Source organism: Levilinea saccharolytica (assembly GCF_001306035.1).
Classification (GTDB): Bacteria; Chloroflexota; Anaerolineae; order Anaerolineales; family Anaerolineaceae; genus Levilinea; species Levilinea saccharolytica.
This window is the reverse complement of sequence record NZ_LGCM01000027.1, coordinates 147,529-162,764: the sequence shown is the minus strand read 5'-3', so window position 1 is coordinate 162,764 and position 15,236 is coordinate 147,529. Positions and strand designations below refer to the sequence as shown.

At 56.8% G+C, this 15,236-nt stretch carries 14 protein-coding genes and 1 pseudogene; 10 read left to right on the top strand and 5 right to left on the bottom strand.

Translation table 11 applies throughout. From position 1 onward, the window contains the following. The first annotated feature begins 141 nt into the window (after positions 1 to 141). Complete coding sequence (locus ADN01_RS06865; protein ID WP_062418552.1) at positions 142 to 2,310, top strand: aldehyde ferredoxin oxidoreductase family protein; 2,169 nt, start codon at positions 142 to 144, stop codon at positions 2,308 to 2,310. 39 nt (positions 2,311 to 2,349) lie between these two features. Here ADN01_RS06865 and ADN01_RS06860 read toward each other — a convergent pair whose 3' ends face one another. After that, positions 2,350 to 2,556, bottom strand: a complete 207-nt coding sequence (locus ADN01_RS06860) for a hypothetical protein (protein ID WP_062418551.1) — start codon at positions 2,554 to 2,556, stop codon at positions 2,350 to 2,352. Positions 2,557 to 2,978: 422 nt separating this feature from the next. Between ADN01_RS06860 and glmS the strand changes: the two genes are divergently transcribed. Next, complete coding sequence (gene glmS, locus ADN01_RS06855) at positions 2,979 to 4,820, top strand: glutamine--fructose-6-phosphate transaminase (isomerizing) (protein ID WP_062418550.1); 1,842 nt, start codon at positions 2,979 to 2,981, stop codon at positions 4,818 to 4,820. A gap of 57 nt (positions 4,821 to 4,877) precedes the next feature. Here glmS and ADN01_RS06850 read toward each other — a convergent pair whose 3' ends face one another. Beyond that, entirely contained in the window at positions 4,878 to 5,717 is an 840-nt protein-coding gene (locus ADN01_RS06850) for a DMT family transporter (protein ID WP_147239057.1), read from the bottom strand. Positions 5,718 to 5,906: 189 nt separating this feature from the next. Here ADN01_RS06850 and ADN01_RS06845 point away from each other — a divergent pair, with 189 nt between their 5' ends. The 4 genes from ADN01_RS06845 to ADN01_RS06830 are packed head-to-tail and all read left to right on the top strand — an operon-like array spanning position 5,907 to position 9,110. After that, the gene (locus tag ADN01_RS06845; protein WP_062418548.1) at positions 5,907 to 6,851 is read left to right on the top strand and encodes an ABC transporter substrate-binding protein; all 945 of its coding nucleotides are present in this window, start codon (positions 5,907 to 5,909) and stop codon (positions 6,849 to 6,851) included. Positions 6,852 to 6,868: 17 nt separating this feature from the next. After that, on the top strand, positions 6,869 to 7,642 hold the full coding sequence (locus ADN01_RS06840; protein WP_062418547.1) for an ABC transporter ATP-binding protein: 774 nt from the start codon (positions 6,869 to 6,871) through the stop codon (positions 7,640 to 7,642). Then, complete coding sequence (locus ADN01_RS06835) at positions 7,639 to 8,379, top strand: ABC transporter permease (RefSeq protein ID WP_062418546.1); 741 nt, start codon at positions 7,639 to 7,641, stop codon at positions 8,377 to 8,379. Before ADN01_RS06840 ends, ADN01_RS06835 begins: the two co-directional genes overlap by 4 nt. A 14-nt stretch (positions 8,380 to 8,393) precedes the next feature. Then, the gene (locus ADN01_RS06830) at positions 8,394 to 9,110 is read left to right on the top strand and encodes a ubiquinone/menaquinone biosynthesis methyltransferase (protein WP_075071027.1); all 717 of its coding nucleotides are present in this window, start codon (positions 8,394 to 8,396) and stop codon (positions 9,108 to 9,110) included. Here the strand turns inward: ADN01_RS06830 and ADN01_RS06825 are convergent. Genes ADN01_RS06825 through ADN01_RS06815 form a run of 3 tightly spaced genes read right to left on the bottom strand, consistent with a single transcriptional unit; the run spans position 9,080 to position 12,057 of the window. Then, complete coding sequence (locus tag ADN01_RS06825; protein WP_075071026.1) at positions 9,080 to 10,030, bottom strand: 1,4-dihydroxy-2-naphthoate polyprenyltransferase; 951 nt, start codon at positions 10,028 to 10,030, stop codon at positions 9,080 to 9,082. The two genes, ADN01_RS06830 and ADN01_RS06825, sit on opposite strands and share 31 nt — an antisense overlap. Positions 10,031 to 10,055: 25 nt before the next feature. Continuing rightward, complete coding sequence (locus ADN01_RS06820) at positions 10,056 to 11,396, bottom strand: uridine kinase family protein (protein ID WP_062418544.1); 1,341 nt, start codon at positions 11,394 to 11,396, stop codon at positions 10,056 to 10,058. A 22-nt stretch (positions 11,397 to 11,418) separates the two neighbouring features. Further along, the gene (locus tag ADN01_RS06815) at positions 11,419 to 12,057 is read right to left on the bottom strand and encodes a helix-turn-helix transcriptional regulator (protein WP_062418543.1); all 639 of its coding nucleotides are present in this window, start codon (positions 12,055 to 12,057) and stop codon (positions 11,419 to 11,421) included. A gap of 189 nt (positions 12,058 to 12,246) precedes the next feature. On the opposite strand from ADN01_RS06815, the gene ADN01_RS06810 reads away from it, so the two are divergent. From ADN01_RS06810 to ADN01_RS06795, 4 genes and pseudogenes are all read left to right on the top strand, one after another. After that, positions 12,247 to 12,855 (top strand): NADH-quinone oxidoreductase subunit B, encoded by a 609-nt coding sequence (locus ADN01_RS06810; RefSeq protein WP_113918904.1) that lies wholly within the window; start codon positions 12,247 to 12,249, stop codon positions 12,853 to 12,855. Next, a pseudogene (locus ADN01_RS20325) lies at positions 12,833 to 13,228 on the top strand (NADH-quinone oxidoreductase subunit C); the annotation flags it as partial. The gene ADN01_RS06810 and the pseudogene ADN01_RS20325, both read left to right, overlap by 23 nt. Positions 13,229 to 13,486: 258 nt before the next feature. Next, positions 13,487 to 14,590, top strand: coding sequence for an NADH-quinone oxidoreductase subunit D (locus ADN01_RS20320; RefSeq protein WP_062418610.1), 1,104 nt, complete (start codon positions 13,487 to 13,489; stop codon positions 14,588 to 14,590). A gap of 42 nt (positions 14,591 to 14,632) precedes the next feature. Next, positions 14,633 to 15,226 carry a 4Fe-4S binding protein gene (locus tag ADN01_RS06795; RefSeq protein ID WP_160318393.1) on the top strand — a complete coding sequence of 198 codons (594 nt, stop codon included), beginning with the start codon at positions 14,633 to 14,635 and terminating at the stop codon, positions 15,224 to 15,226. Positions 15,227 to 15,236 lie beyond the last annotated feature (10 nt).

Here is a 15,236-nt window from a genome sequence, read left to right as displayed (position 1 = left end):
GCCTGACACCGTGAGGGTGGACTGGTGACATTTGTCGCCCCGGTTGAGGAAATGTGTTTTTCGCAGACGGAAGGCGAATGGCTATAATAAAATGAGGGCATTTTGGATTCGGCCCCACTCATATTCCGGAGGAGACTTTTCATGACCGTTCTTTCGCCTGCTGCAGCGCGTGAAGCGCATCAACTTCTAGCTGAGTTTTCCTATGATCTGCGGCCTGTGGAGCGCGGCTATGCAAACCGTACGCTGTATGTGAATCTTGGAGATTTAACGATCCAGAGCAAACCGGTCACAGAAGAGATGAAACGGGTTTTCACAGGCGGAAGAGGGTTTGGGCTGTGGCTGCTGTGGAATGGAACGCGCCCCGAAACGCGCTGGAACGACCCGGAGAATGAGCTGGTGATTACGGGGGGTGTGATTGGGGGGATATCCAATTACCCGGGCAGCGGGAAATGCACAGCTGTGACCATTTCGCCGCAGACGGGTGTACCGATTGACAGCAACAGCGGCGGTTATTTTGGCCCGTATCTCAAGTTTGCTGGCTGGGATGCGATTGAAATTCAGGGCAAGGCCGAACAGGACGTCATTATCATCGTAGACGGTGATCTGGGTGAGGTGCGGGTGGAGACGGCTCCGTTGGAGCCGGTGGACACGCATTTGATTGCGCGGCTGCTGACGGATATGTACGGGGATACCCCCAAGGAAAAACGAGGCATCTCGGTGGTGTCCGCCGGGCAGGCGGCCGACCATGTGGCCATGTGCGGTTTGAACGTGAGTTATTATGATCCACGGCGGGATGAAATCCGCTATAAACAAGCGGCGCGCGGTGGGGCCGGCCGGGTACTGCGCGATAAACACATTAAGGCGATTGTGGTGCGCTACAGCAATATGAACGCCAACAGCAACGGTGTGGCGGATATGGCGCTGCTGCAAAAGGCAGGACAGCGCATCAATCGGGAAATCACGCAGTTTGACGAATCGCAAAACGATATGCGCGGGACGGGAACCCCGTATCTCGTGGAAATCATGAACCGCTTCGACCTGCTGCCCACGCAGAATTACCGCTTTGGGGCGCATGACGAGGCCCATAAGATCGCCGGAGACGTGTGGAAGCCGCAATTTGACCGGCGTGGACCGGACGGCTGTTGGTACGGCTGCACGATGGCCTGCGCTCACGCGGTGAATGAATACGAACTGCGCTCTGGGCCTTACAAGGGCCAAAAGGTGTTTGTGGATGGGCCAGAGTATGAAACCCTGGGCGGCTTAGGTTCGAATTTGAATATTTTCTGCCCGAACGATATTCTGGAACTGAACTTCTACTGCGATACCTACGGGATTGATACGATCTCGGCGGGGAACTCGATCGCTTTTGTGATGGAATGCTGGGAAAACGGCATTTTGACCAAAGAACACACCGGCGGGTTGGATTTTACCTGGGGGAACACGGATGCGGCGTTGGAACTGCTGCATCAGATGGCGCGGGGCGAGGGCTTTGGTCTGATTGTGGGTCAGGGCATTCGCCATATGAAGGCATACTTTGTGGAGCATTTTGGCGCGGATGCGGCTTTCCTGCAGGACATCGGTATGGAAGTGAAGGGTCTTGAGATTTCCGAATACATGACCAAAGAGTCGCTGACTCAGCAAGGCGGGTACGCGCTGGCCTCGAAGGGCGCGCAGCACGACGAAGCCTGGTTGATTTTCATGGAACTGGTGCACAAGCAGCTGCCGACTTTTGAGGCGAAGGCTGAGGCGCTGCATTACTTCCCCATCTGGCGGACGTGGTTCAGTCTGCACGGATTGTGCAAACTGCCGTGGAATGATATTATCCCGGAGAGCAACAAAACCGCCAAAGAACCTGCTAAAGTGCCGGAGCATGTGGAAAACTACACCTGGCTGTATGAGGGCGTGACCGGCGTCAAGGTGGGGATTGAAGATTTGATGCTGCAATCGGAGCGTGTGTATACCTTCCAGCGCATCTTCAATGCGCGCTGCGGGTACGGCACGCGCGCCTATGATTACCCACCGTACCGGGCGATGGGACCGGTGACCGAGCTGGAATATGAATCAAGGCAGGAACGCTACGATCAGTCCTTGATTAACGATGCTGGAATCAATATTGATGGTATGAGCACGGCAGAGAAGGTGGCTGCGCTGCGCAAATACCGAGAAGACCGCTATGAGATGCTGGTGGATGCCGTGTACAAACGCCGCGGGTGGGATATGAACGGTGTTCCGACGCTGGAAACGGTGAAACGGCTGGGGATTGACTTCCCAGAGGTACTGGAAGTGATCCAGAAGCACCACAAGAGCTAGGCAAGTCTGGATTTTGGCAAGATGGGCACCCTCAGTTGATCACGCGCTGGGGGTGCCTTCATCTGAAGCGGTTTTTTTGGAGCCGATTTCCACCAGCTGGATTTGCACCTGATAGCTCTTGCCCTCGATGACGGTTTTGGCGTTGGCGTAATAGCCTTTGGACCCCGTTTTAAATTCCTTCGGCGGGACAGTGAGAATGGCGATGGGCTGGCCGTTTTGGTCTTTAAGTTCGGCGATAATTAACATGATGGATGACCTCCTGAGATGAAGACAGCCACACAAGGGCATACATCCATTATACCCACCCTGAAAATATCGGGTATAATGCCGATAACCTGTAAACACGGAGGTGGAGCGAGAGCGATCATCAACGATCGGCGGATGGAAAAGAAAAAAATAGCGCATGACCTGTTCTGGGGTGGGGCAAGGAACAGGTGACGAGGAAGAGGGTTCCCTGCCGCGGGGCAGGGCTAACCGGCAATCGCCGGGAAAATCGAAAGATCAGCGGAAGCCCTCCGGATTTTGTCCGAACTTTCCCTCCATCCAAAACCAAAAAACGAGTGGATTTCGATCCCTGCTTTGTTCGGTAAAGCAGGCCGGTTATGCGCCCGTGCCAGACTGGTGCGGCGTGCGCTTCGAAAATGATGTACTGACATGGAGGAAATTCTATGTGTGGAATCGTGGGTTATATCGGCCCCAAAAATGCGACCCCCATCATCCTGGCGGGTTTGAAACGCCTGGAATACCGTGGGTATGATTCGGCAGGGCTGGCCGTGTTGGAAAACAGCCATATTGAGGTACGGCGCGATGCGGGTAAGCTGAATCAACTGGAAGCGCTGGTGCAGGCAAAGCCCGTTTCGGGCAACGTGGGCATTGGCCACACGCGCTGGGCCACGCACGGCGTGCCCAACGCGCGCAATGCGCACCCGCATTTGGGCAGCACGGGGGAATTTGTGGTGGTGCACAACGGGATTGTGGAAAACTTCCTAGAGCTGCGCGAGGAACTGGGTGCAGAAGGGGTGACGTTTAATTCGGACACGGACACCGAGACGATTGTGCATTTGGTGGAACGTTACTATGCCCTGCATCACGATCTGGTGACCGCGGTGCGCATGGCGCTGAACAACCTGAAGGGGGCGCACGGCGTGGTGGTGATGTCCTCACGCGAGCCAGACAAAATTGTGGCGGCGCGGATTGGAAACGCGGGCGGTGTGGTTTTGGGCCTGGGCGAAGGGGAAAACTTTGTGGCTTCGGATATTCCAGCCATTTTGGAACATACCCGCCGGGTGGTTTTTTTGGAATCGCGGCAGATGGCGGTGGTGACGCGTGAATCGCTGCAGGTGACCACCCTGGAAGGACAGGAAATTCGCCCCACGGTGCATACGGTGGCCTGGGATCCGGTGGCAGCGGAAAAAGGTGAATTTCGTCATTTCATGCAGAAGGAAATTCACGAACAGGTGCGCGCCCTGACGGATACCCTGGCGGGGCGGGTGGATTTTGATAACGGCAAAATCCGCTTGCCGCAGCTGAATCTGGACGCTGAAGGCGCTAAAAAGATCAAGAAGATCATCATCACCGCCTGCGGCACGGCCGCGCACGCGGGCATGGTGGGGAAGATTTATTTAGAGCGGATCGCGCGCATCCCCACTGAAGTGGATATCGCTTCAGAATTTCGTTACCGCGACCCGATTGTGGACGCGGATACGGTGGTGCTGGCCATCAGCCAATCGGGCGAAACCGCGGATACCCTGGCGGCGATGGAAGAGGGACGGCAGCGCGGGGCCAAACTGTGGTCCATCGTGAATGCCATCGGCTCGCAGGCCATGCGGGTGGCGGATGGGTTTATTTCCATGCAGTCTGGGCCGGAAATCGGCGTAGCTTCGACCAAGGCGTTCACCGCGCCGCTGGTGGATTTGTTCATGCTGGCGGTGCTGCTGGGTGATCTGCGCGGGACGCTGAGCGAGAAAGAGCGCTTTGATTTGGTGGCGGATTTGCGGCTGGTGCCGGATTTGGTGGGACGCTGCTTGGATCGGGAAGACGAGATTATCCCCATTGCTCGGAAAATGAAGGACGCGGCGCATATGCTCTACCTGGGGCGCGGGGTGAATATGCCGATTGCATACGAAGGTGCGCTTAAGCTCAAGGAAATTTCGTATATCCATGCAGAAGCCTACCCGGCTGGTGAAATGAAGCACGGGCCGATTGCGCTAGTGGATAAGGATATGCCTGTGCTGGCGATTGCGCCGCTGGACCCGTGGTACGAGAAGATGATTTCTCAGATTGAACAGGCAAAAGCGCGGGGCGGCAGCACCCTGGTGGTGGCAACCGAGGGCGACACGCGCGTGCCGGACCTGGCCGATCACATTTTCTGGGTGCCGAAATGCCCGTGGCTGCTGAGCCCGATTGTGACCGTGATTCCGCTGCAAATGTTTGCTTATCACATCGCGGCGCAGCGCGGGCTGGATGTGGATCAGCCGCGCAATCTGGCCAAGTCGGTGACGGTGGAATAAGAATCTCGACAGACCAGCAAACCGGCTTCCCTATTTTTGGAGAGGCCGGTTTTTTTATCAGAGGGTCATCAAGGCAATAGCAGCCAGGGCTGAGACGATGCCGAAGGCCTGCGTGCGGCTGAGGCGTTCTTTGAGAAAGATCCAGGCGAGGATGACCGTGCCGCCGGGGTAAAGAGAGGCGATGACTGCGGCGACGTCCATGCGGCCGGATTGACCGGCCAGAATGTAGAGCAGGTTGCCGCCGATATCCAGGGCGGCATTGGTGAGGATGAAGGGCCAGGCAGTTTTGCTGATTTTTAAAGAAGGGCGGCGCAGAAGGATATAGGCGGTCAGCACCACCGTGCCGCCGATGCGCGAGGCCAACATGGGCCAGAAGACGGCTTCCTGGGTGACGCGGTTGATGAGGACAAAGTAAAGGCCAAAACCCAGGCCGGCCAGAAAAGGCCATTTGAGGTCAGCCAACTGGTGAATATGGGCGCGCTCATCGTTGGCATTCTGCGAGATGAGCCAGACAGCCGCCAGAGCAAAGGCAAAACCGAGCCACTGCGGCATTCCCGGCGCGCCGTCGGTGAACAGGCCGATGATGATGGGCAGGGCAGCGGCCAACAGGGCAGAGATGGGGGTGGCGATGCTCATCAGACCGGTGGTCATGGCGTGGTAGAGGATCATCAGGGCGAAGGAGCCAATGGCCCCTACGGCGGCACTGATGAGCAGATGGGAGAAGGGCGGCAGGCTCTCGCGGATGAAGGGCACCGCCAGCATTAACCCCACAAAGCCGACCAGTTCGGCATAAAAAACCGCCAAATAGGCGCCGATACGGCGGCTGGCCAGGCCGCCCGCGAAATCACCACCACCCCAAGCCAGGGCGGCCATTAATCCTAAGAAGATTGCAATCACGATGATGGGTTCCTTTTTCGCTGTGGGTGAGGGGGCAATTCAACCCATTTTACCAATGATTCGGCAAGCGTGGTGAGCGTGAATCTCACCCCGGCGAGGGGAGGGAGAGTCTGGTAGAATAACCATCGTTGGTGGTTTTTGTGTGAAAATTGAACCATTACTTCACGAAGAGGAAGATGGAGGAAACCAATGATGCGGCGATTCTGGCAGATTGTTCTGGTTTTTGGAGTGCTGTTGACAGCTTGTACGCCCAAAGCAAGCCAACAGCAGAAGGTAAGAATTGCTGTGCTGCCGGTGATTGACGCGCTGCCAATCTACGTGGCGCAGCAAGAGGGATACTTTAAAGAACAGGGGGTTGAGGTGGAGATCGTTCCGGTGCTCTCAGCCCCAGAGCGCGACCAATTGATGCAAAGCGGGCAGGTGGACAGCATTTTGACCGAAGTAGTGGTCAATATGATCTACAACAAAGAGACACCGCAGATCAAGACTGTGCGCTTTTTACGCACCACAACTGTGACGACGCCCATGTTCCGAATTCTGGCGTCAAAGGACAGCGGGATCAACACCGTGGCAGATTTGGCGGGGGTACCGATTGCTATCTCGGAAGGGACGGTGATCGAATATATGACCGACCGGGTGTTGGAAAAGGCGGGGATGGCCCCAACCGATATTGCCAAGGTGGCAGTGCCGAAGATTTCTGACCGCATGGCTTTTTTGGATTCGGGGCAGGTACAGGCGGCGGTGATGCCTGACCCGCTGGCTTCGCTGTCCATTAAAAATGGAGCCAGGGTGATCATAGACGATACCAGTTATCCGGAAGTCAGCCATTCGGTATTGGCCTTTCGGATTGAAACCCTGAATCAGCAGGGAGAGGCTGTGCGTAAGGTGCTGGCTGGGGTTGAACAGGCGGTGACGGCCATCAACGGCGATAAAACCCGCTGGAACGGGCTGCTGGCCGAATTGAAGCTGGTTCCCGAGCCGCTGCTGAAAGACTATGTGCTGCCCGATTACCCGCTGGCTTCGGTGCCCTCTGAAGAGCAATTCGCCGACGCGATGCAGTGGGCGCGGGAGAAAGGTTTGATTCAAAAAGATTTGCAGTATGCTGACTGCGTGGACGCCAGCTTTTTACCGTGAGCGATCAGAGACGCTAGATGATCCGTTTGGAGGAGCTTTCTTACCATTACCCATCCAAGCCGCTTATTTTTGAGCGCTTTTCGCTGGAGATCGGCGGCGGGGAAGCCTGGGCGGTTTTGGGGCCTTCGGGCTGCGGCAAGAGCACGCTGCTGTATTTAGCCGCGGGGCTGCGAGCGCCGACAGCCGGACGGGTTTGGGTGAATGGGGCGATTCTGGAACGGCCGCGCCCCAGCACGGGTTTGATTTTGCAGGATTTTGGTTTATTGCCCTGGGCCACCGTGGAAGAAAACGTGCGCCTGGGGTTTAAGATTCGTGATTTTTACGGCCCAGACGGGAAACATGCGCCGGAAACGACACCGCCCGCGGTGATGGATGAACGGGTGCGGTTTTGGATTGAGCGGTTGGGGCTAGAGCCTGTGCGGGGACAATACCCTGGGCAGCTTTCCGGCGGGCAGCGCCAGCGTACGGCGATTGCGCGCACTTTGGTGCTGAACCCGGATCTTCTGCTGATGGATGAACCTTTTGCATCGCTGGATGCGCCGACACGAGAAAATTTGCAGAAGATTGTGCTGCAGCTGCGGCAAGAAAGCCCGTTAACCAGCGTGATTGTGACCCACTCCATCGAAGAGGCGGCAGTTTTGGGACAGAAGATCTTGATTCTACGCAACCGCACCAACCGCAGTGCGGAGGTGGTGGATAACCCGGAGGCGGGGGGACAGGGGTATGCAGACAGCGAAGGGTATCGGCGCATCTGCTCGCAACTGCGCGAGATGTTGGGGGAGACGGCATGAAAAGGTCGCACACGTTTTGGGCGCTGCTGGCGTTGATGGGTGCGTGGCAGGCGCTGGCGATGGTGATTCAGCGGCCGATTTTGCCCTCTCCCGTAGTGGTTTTGGGAGTGTTTTTTGCTGAAATTTTCGGAGAGTTGGGGGGACATTTCCTGGCCAGTTTGTGGCGGGTGACAGCTTCGATGGTCATCAGTATTCTGTTAGCTGCTCCCGCGGGGTTGGCCTTGGGGCAGTCGCAGCGCTTGAATCAGATTTTTGCGCCGGTGATTTACTTGCTCTACCCGATCCCCAAGGTGGTGTTTGTGCCGATTGTGGCTTTATTCTTGGGGATTAACGATCTATCGAAGATTGTGATGATCTTCCTGATCCTGTTTTTCCAAATTCTGGTGCTGGTGCGCGATCAGGCGGAGGGGATTCGCCCGGAATTGGTGTATTCGGTGCGCAGCCTGGGAGCGGGGCGGCGGGCGTTGTTCCGTTTTGTGTACTGGCCGGCGAGCCTGCCGGCGGTGCTGACGGCAGTGCGGCAGTCCATCGGCACGGCGGTGGCGGTGTTGTACGTGGTGGAATTGGTGGCGACCAGCCGCGGGCTAGGGTATTATATTTACATCCACGGCAGCACCTTTATGGATTACTCCAAGATGTACGCGGGGGTGTTGGCGATGAGCCTGTTAGGGTTGGGGCTGTATTTTTTGGCGGATGTGCTGCACCGGCGGTTATGCCCCTGGCAGTTTATCCGGTAGGAGAGTTTGACTTCATGGCAAAACCCGAAGATACGCAACATACGCGCAAAGTGCGCACCATGTTTGGGCAAATTGCCCAACGCTACGACCTGCTGAACCGGGTAATGACCTTTGGGCAAGATATCCGCTGGCGCAAAGAGGCCATTCGGAAGCTGGAGCTGAAAAGTGGGCCTCAATGGGTGTTGGACGCAGGCACAGGCACGGGGGATATTGCCCTGGAGATTCAAAAACAGTTCCCACAGGCGGTTGTGGTGGCCAGCGACCTTACGCCGGAGATGATTCAGGTTGGCAAAAAACGCCCTGGCGCCGAGAAAATCCATTGGGTGATCGCGGATGCAATGGATTTGCCCTTCGCCACGGAGTCCTTTGATGGGGTGATCTCAGGTTATTTGCTGCGGAATGTGCCGGACGTGAACGGTGCGCTGCGCGAACAGTGCCGGGTTGTGAAGCCGCTGAAGGCGGTGGTTTCGCTGGATACGACCCCGCCTGCCGAAAACTTACTCAAGCCGTTCATCGGCTTCTTTTTACACCGCGTGATCCCTTTCATGGGGAAAATCCTCACCGGCCATGCCGAGGCGTATACCTACCTGCCGGACACCACCGAGCATTTTCTGCCGGCGGATAAACTGGCGGCGCGTATGGAAGCGGTGGGCTTTTGGCCGGTGCAGTTCTGTAAGCGCATGTTTGGGACCATGGCGATTCACTTTGCGGTGAAAAACCCGAAAAGCTGAACAGGGATCAGGCCGCTGAGGGCCAGAGCGGCTGCCAGAAGTGCGCCGTAGAGAAAGGTCAGGCGCGAGGTTTTGGCCAGCAGCTGGTTGAAGCTGGGGCCGGTTTGGGCGGCGCGGAGCTGGCGAAAGACCCGAAGCGCATTGGGGACCGCGGCGTACACCAGGAGCAGCCACACCTGCCCCTGTAAGAGGATAAACAGCAGCAGGGGGACCGCAAAGGCCAGAATGAGCATGCTGGCGTATTCGGTTTCACCCGCCTGGCGGCCAAAACGGATGGGGAGGTTAATGCGCCCGGCACGGCGGTCGGTTTCGATGTCGCGGATATTGTTGACCACCAAAATAGCGGTGACCAGAGCGCCTACCCCGGCGGCGGCAGGCCAGGCTGCCCAGGGGAGCGTGCCGCTGACCACCCAGGTAGTGCCGCACACAGCCACAAACCCAAAGAAGATCATGGCGAAAAGGTCGCCCAGGCCGTAATCAGAGAGGGGATACGGTCCCAATGAATAGAGCACAGCTCCTAGAGCGGCGCTCAAGCCAATCCCGATAACGCCCCAGCCCGCCAGAGAGGTGAGATACAGCCCGCAGGCGGCGGCAAGCAGAGCGATGACCCCCACACCTTGCCACACCTGGGCGGGGGTGAGGATGCCGGCCTGGGTGACGCGGGTGGGTCCCAGCCGATCGTGGGTGTCGGTGCCTTTGGAGTAATCGGCCACATCGTTTATGAGATTGGCGGCGATTTGAAACAGAACGGCCACCAGAAGGGCGGCCAGGGCAGCGCCCAGGCGGAAGGGGCCGCGGTGGAAAATGGCGACGCCGCAGCCGACCAGCACGGGGGCCATAGAGGCAAAAAGTGTTTTTGGGCGGACGGCCAGCCACCAACGTTGGAAGAGGGTCAGCGAGGAGGATGTGGGGGCGTTCATGACGGAGGACGGCCTTTGTGGGGGTTTAGTATGAATAGACGCTGCCGCCAATGAATTCGCGCAGCACGGAGTCTTTGGGGATGAGCTGATCGCCTTCCAGCGGCTCAATGGTTTGCAAGAGCTTCAGGATGCGCTCGGCGCGGGTGAAGGCGTCTTGGCGCAGCGGGTCGCTGCGGTAACTGTCGACCCATTTCTGGAAGCTTTCCAGCAAGCGGGCGCGGTAGATGGACAACTCATAGGGCATGGCGCTGTTGACGATGTAATCGGTGGTGCCGATTTGCGGGATGATGTTGCGCAATTCGCTGGAACGCACATAATGCCAATGCTCCAAGGTGCGGGTGGGGTCGTAGGCACGGTGAGAGGCGTCGCGCAGCATACGGCGGATGAGGCGCAGGTCGGTCCAGCGCACATACTCGCCTTCGGCGTTCTTCATTTGCAGCAGCGGCTCCAGATACACCTTGAATTTTTGCTCATCGGGGATGCTCTCGGTCATGGCGGGGTAGAGACCGTGCAGACTGTCGATGAGAATCACCTCACCAGCGGCCAGTTTCATGGGGGTGTGGTCGTTGGTGCGGTGGCCGGTTTTGAAATCGTAGAAGGGGATACGCACCTCTTCACCAGCAATGAGACGTGCCAGATGCTGGTTAATCAAAGAGATGTCCAGCGCCTGCGGGGTTTCAAAATCATAATCGCCGAATTCATCTTTGGGGTGCAGCTCCAGATCAAAGAAGTAATGGTCCACGTTGAGAGTGACCAGCTTGACGCCCAGGTGGCGGAGATGCTGGCCGATTTTGATGGTGGTGGTCGTCTTGCCGGAGGAAGAAGGACCGGTGATGATGACCACCTTGATTTCGCCGCGGCGAGGGGCAATGAGTTCCACGGCGTTTTCGATGTCTTCGTTATAGGCGGCTTCAGATTCCTGAATAATCTGCGCCATTTCACCCTGGCGGACACGCTGGTTGTAGGCCTCGACGGTGTGGACATGGTGAGTGACGGCCCAATCGAGGACATGCCAGATTTTGGCCCAGGGGATGTTGCCGGAGGGGCTTTGGGCGCGTTCGGCGCGCTCTTTGCGGCGGCGGGCGCGTTCATCGCGGTACAGGATGTAGGCCTTGGCCACCTTGGCGTGGCCGTTTTCAATGAGGACTTTTTCCACCAGATCTTGAATTTCTTCGATGGTGGGAATATGGCCGGGCGGGGTGCTGCGTTCGAGCAGGGCGACCACTTGCTGGCTGAGGCCTTCGGCGATGGTACGATCGCGCCCGCCCACGGCGACGGCTGCGCGGTAGATGGCGTTGGTGATGCGGTCAGGGGTGAAGGGGACAATTGCGCCGGAGCGTTTGACAACCTTTTCAATAGAGGACATTTTTCACCTGCCTTAATCTAAGTCAGCATGGAGCAGTATTTGAAGAATTGGCCGCTTCGGTTTCCAGGGTGAACAGGCATGAGGAGGTCGGATCTGCGGGGTGAATGCGGCTGTGCTGTTGGACGGCAGCGCCTGTGAGGCGGCGGACGATGTGTTGATCCATTTGACATAACTCAGGATGATTATGGATGATACGCCAGTAGGGGCAGGCGCGGAAGATGAGGCGGGGGCCGGATTGATGCGCTTCCCATCGGGAGTCATAGCCGTGTTGGTTGAAATGACGGACGCAATTTTGCATGCGCAAGGTGAGACTGGGAGGGACGGCCGGACTGGGCATCATCACTTGCGCTAATTCTACTGGCAAATCCACCGTGGATGGGCCGGGATTTTCGGCAATAAGGCGAAGGAGGGCAGAAGCCAGGGCTGCCAAGTTTTCCGGTTTTTGATCCGCGGCGAGCGCATAGAATTTTTCGGGACGACCTTTTCGATGAGAGGAGGTGTCTACCGTAATTGGCGAAATTTTCCCGGCGCGCAGCAGGTTGGCGATGTGATATTGAAGATTGGGGCGGGTTTGGCCCAGGGCGCGGCTGAGATCCGCCACCGAGGCGGTGCGGTGTTTGAGCAGGTAAGCCAGGATACGGTCAGACGTGGGTTGATCCATACGGTGATTATACAATAAAATAAAGAAAATTTTACTTTAATCTTTGCTTGACTGAGGGGGTATCCATGTTACAATAGAAAAAATTCACAAACGAATTGATCCAACACGAATTGAATATGGAATCCAAAGGAAGGTGGCGGGATGAGTGAACAGGAGCGAAGAACCGAACCATACGAAATCCCTGAGGAAATGAAATCGCAGGTGGCGGTGACCACGCTGGATAAAATTTACAATTGGGGACGATCCAATTCGGTGTGGCCGATGATGTTCGGCCTGGCGTGCTGCGCGATTGAAATGATTGCGACGGCGGCAAGCCGGTATGACTTCTCTCGGTTCGGGATGGAAGTCATGCGCCCCAGCCCGCGCCAGGCGGATGTGATGATCGTTTCGGGCACGGTGACGAAGAAAATGATCCCGACCATTGTGCGGCTGTATAACCAGATGCCGGAACCGAAGTATGTGATCGCGATGGGGGCTTGCGCCTGCGGTGGTGGGCCTTTCAAAGAGGGGTACACGGTGGTTTCAGGGGTGGACCGCTTCATCCCGGTGGATGTGTATATTGTGGGCTGCCCGCCCACCCCGCAATCCCTTTTGAATGGACTGATCACGCTGCAAAAGAAAATGGAACAGGAGTCCATCGCGACCTCGCGCTGGTACAGCAAAGCGCCTAGCCAGCCCATTCCTATTCCGGTACTCGGCCCCGATTTGATGGACCCGCGCAAGTTTGACCTGATCCGGCAGCAGAGCGCAGCAAAAAAGGCGGCACAGACCGCGGATGGGGAGGTGGAGAATGAGTGATCTTCAGACGCAGACGCTGGTCCCGCAGCTTGATACGATCTTTCCGGATTGGGTGCGGCCGGATGACCGCGCTGGTTATCAGGGTTACATCGTGGAGACGGAGCATTTATTGGCCGTGGCCAAGGCCCTGCGCGATACCTATGGATATGATTTGCTGTCTTCAGTCACGGGTGTAGATTATCTGCCAGAGGGCAAGCTGGAGGTGGTTTACCACGTCTTCCGCACGACCGGAGGGCCGATCTTTGTTTATAAAGTGCAGGTGCCGCGCGACAACCCGGTAGTACCTTCACTGGTGCCCTTATACCCAGGGGCCGAATTACAGGAGCGGGAGGCGTACGATTTATTGGGCATTCGTTTTGAGGGGCATCCCGACCTGCGCAGAATCTTGACCTGGGAAGGGTTTGCTGGACACCCTTTGCGCAAGGATTGGCACGAGCCCTATTTTGAAGAAGAAGCTAAGCCGTATAAGAGCCGCTGGCCGGAAGGACAGGTGCGGCGGGCAGAAGACCTGAACCCCTTTGCGGATAACGTGGATTACCCGGCTGGGTTTGACCCAGAATCGTTGGTTCCAGACGCGGACGATACCCTGTATAAGACCTTATTCCGGGTGCAGCAGGCACAGCATCCTGAAATCAAGACGGATGCGATTGTGGTCAATTTGGGCCCTCAGCACCCATCAACACATGGGGTGTTCCGTATGGTGGCGCTGCTGGAAGGGGAAAAGATTCTGGACTTGAAGCCGGTGATGGGATACCTGCACCGCAACCACGAGAAGATCGCGGAGCGGAACACGTTTTTGCAGAATATGCCCTTCACGGATCGTCTGGATTACATTGCTTCGATGAGCAACAACTTCGCCTATGCCCTGGCGGTGGAGAAGTTGATGGGGGTTCAGCCGCCGGAGCGGGCGGAGTACATTCGCGTGATCATGGCGGAGTTGACCCGCATTGTCAGCCACTTCATCGCAGTGGGCTTTTTACTGAATGACCTGGGGGCCTTCTTTACGCCCTCGCTGTATGGGATTAAAGAGCGGGAACTGATCGTGGATATTTTTGAGATGGTCAGCGGCTCGCGCATGATGTGCAACTACTTCCGATTCGGCGGCCTGGCGCGCGATATGAGCCCTGAGGCGGTGCAGAAGACTAAAGAATTGGTGAACGATCGGCTGCCGCGGAAAATTGATGAATTTGACCGCTATTTGACCGAAAATGAGATTGTGCGGCAGCGCTGTGAAGGGGTGGGCGTTTTAACCCCGGAAGATGCGATTGCACTTTCGGCGACGGGCCCGGTCTTGCGCGCGTCGGGGGTTCCCTATGATGTGCGGCGGGCGGAGCCGTATTCGATCTACGACCGCTTTGAATTTGATGTGGCGTATGGACTGCATGGGGATATATACGACCGCTATTTGGTGCGGATGGAAGAGATGCGGCAGAGCGTGCGTATTTTAAAACAGGCGCTGCGCGACCTTCCTGAAGGGCCAATCATGACTGGAAAACCAGCCTATCAGGTGCGTGTTCCGGCTGGAGAATCGTATGGACGTGTGGAGGGACCCAAAGGTGAACTCGGATTTTATCTGGTGTCGAACGGCAAACCTAACCCCTGGCGGTATCATGTCCGTGCTCCAACCTTCATCAATTTGACCAGCCTGGCGCCCATGTCGCGCGGCGGGAAGGTGGCGGATGTGGTCGCCATTCTTGGCTCCATTGATATTGTGCTGGGTGAAGTGGACCGCTAAAGGAGGAATACGAACATGAACGGAAAAGGAATCTTAAGCGGTTTGCTGATCACCCTCAGGCACTTTGTGGATACCTACCTGGAAGATCTCAAGGTGGGCCGGAAACGATACGGTACTGCCGAAGGGATTGAAATGCGGCGCAGCAGTGATACGCGCGGGATTTTTACCATTCAGTATCCCGAAGAAAAACTGCCGGTGCCAGAAGAATTTCGATTTGTGCCGTTTTTGGTGTATGATGTCAAGGAGGACGGCGAAAAGGCGGTGCGCTGCACGTCCTGCGGTATCTGCGCGAAGGTGTGTCCCCCGCAGTGCATCTGGATTGAGCGGTCCGTTGATGCGGCCACGGGAAAGCCGATACCGACGCCTGCGGAGTTCTTTATTGATGTGGACGTTTGCATGAACTGCGGGATGTGCGCAGAATTTTGTCCGTTTGATGCCATCCGTATGGATCACGATTATGAGATGGCATCCTACGACCGCCATAAGCACCATATTCTCAACAAAGAGCGGCTGTTAAAACCCGCCTCATATTATGCTGAAATTCGCCCGACAAGCTACCGGCGCGAAGAAGCTGAGAAGGCGGCCAAAGAGGCGGCAAAAGCCGCGGCGCGGCCCCCGGCGGGAACGGCTGCTTGAGGGATTCGGA

What these genes read in the sequence shown, in the direction of transcription:
- ADN01_RS06825 (WP_075071026.1), bottom strand. Translation starts at nt 10,030, where the DNA reads ATGAACGCCCCCACATCCTCCTCGCTGACCCTCTTCCAACGTTGGTGG.
- glmS (WP_062418550.1), top strand. Translation starts at nt 2,979, where the DNA reads ATGTGTGGAATCGTGGGTTATATCGGCCCCAAAAATGCGACCCCCATC.
- ADN01_RS06810 (WP_113918904.1), top strand. Translation starts at nt 12,247, where the DNA reads ATGAAATCGCAGGTGGCGGTGACCACGCTGGATAAAATTTACAATTGG.
- ADN01_RS06815 (WP_062418543.1), bottom strand. Translation starts at nt 12,057, where the DNA reads ATGGATCAACCCACGTCTGACCGTATCCTGGCTTACCTGCTCAAACAC.
- ADN01_RS06835 (WP_062418546.1), top strand. Translation starts at nt 7,639, where the DNA reads ATGAAAAGGTCGCACACGTTTTGGGCGCTGCTGGCGTTGATGGGTGCG.
- ADN01_RS06860 (WP_062418551.1), bottom strand. Translation starts at nt 2,556, where the DNA reads ATGTTAATTATCGCCGAACTTAAAGACCAAAACGGCCAGCCCATCGCC.
- ADN01_RS06845 (WP_062418548.1), top strand. Translation starts at nt 5,907, where the DNA reads ATGATGCGGCGATTCTGGCAGATTGTTCTGGTTTTTGGAGTGCTGTTG.
- ADN01_RS06830 (WP_075071027.1), top strand. Translation starts at nt 8,394, where the DNA reads ATGGCAAAACCCGAAGATACGCAACATACGCGCAAAGTGCGCACCATG.
- ADN01_RS06840 (WP_062418547.1), top strand. Translation starts at nt 6,869, where the DNA reads ATGATCCGTTTGGAGGAGCTTTCTTACCATTACCCATCCAAGCCGCTT.
- ADN01_RS06820 (WP_062418544.1), bottom strand. Translation starts at nt 11,396, where the DNA reads ATGTCCTCTATTGAAAAGGTTGTCAAACGCTCCGGCGCAATTGTCCCC.
- ADN01_RS06865 (WP_062418552.1), top strand. Translation starts at nt 142, where the DNA reads ATGACCGTTCTTTCGCCTGCTGCAGCGCGTGAAGCGCATCAACTTCTA.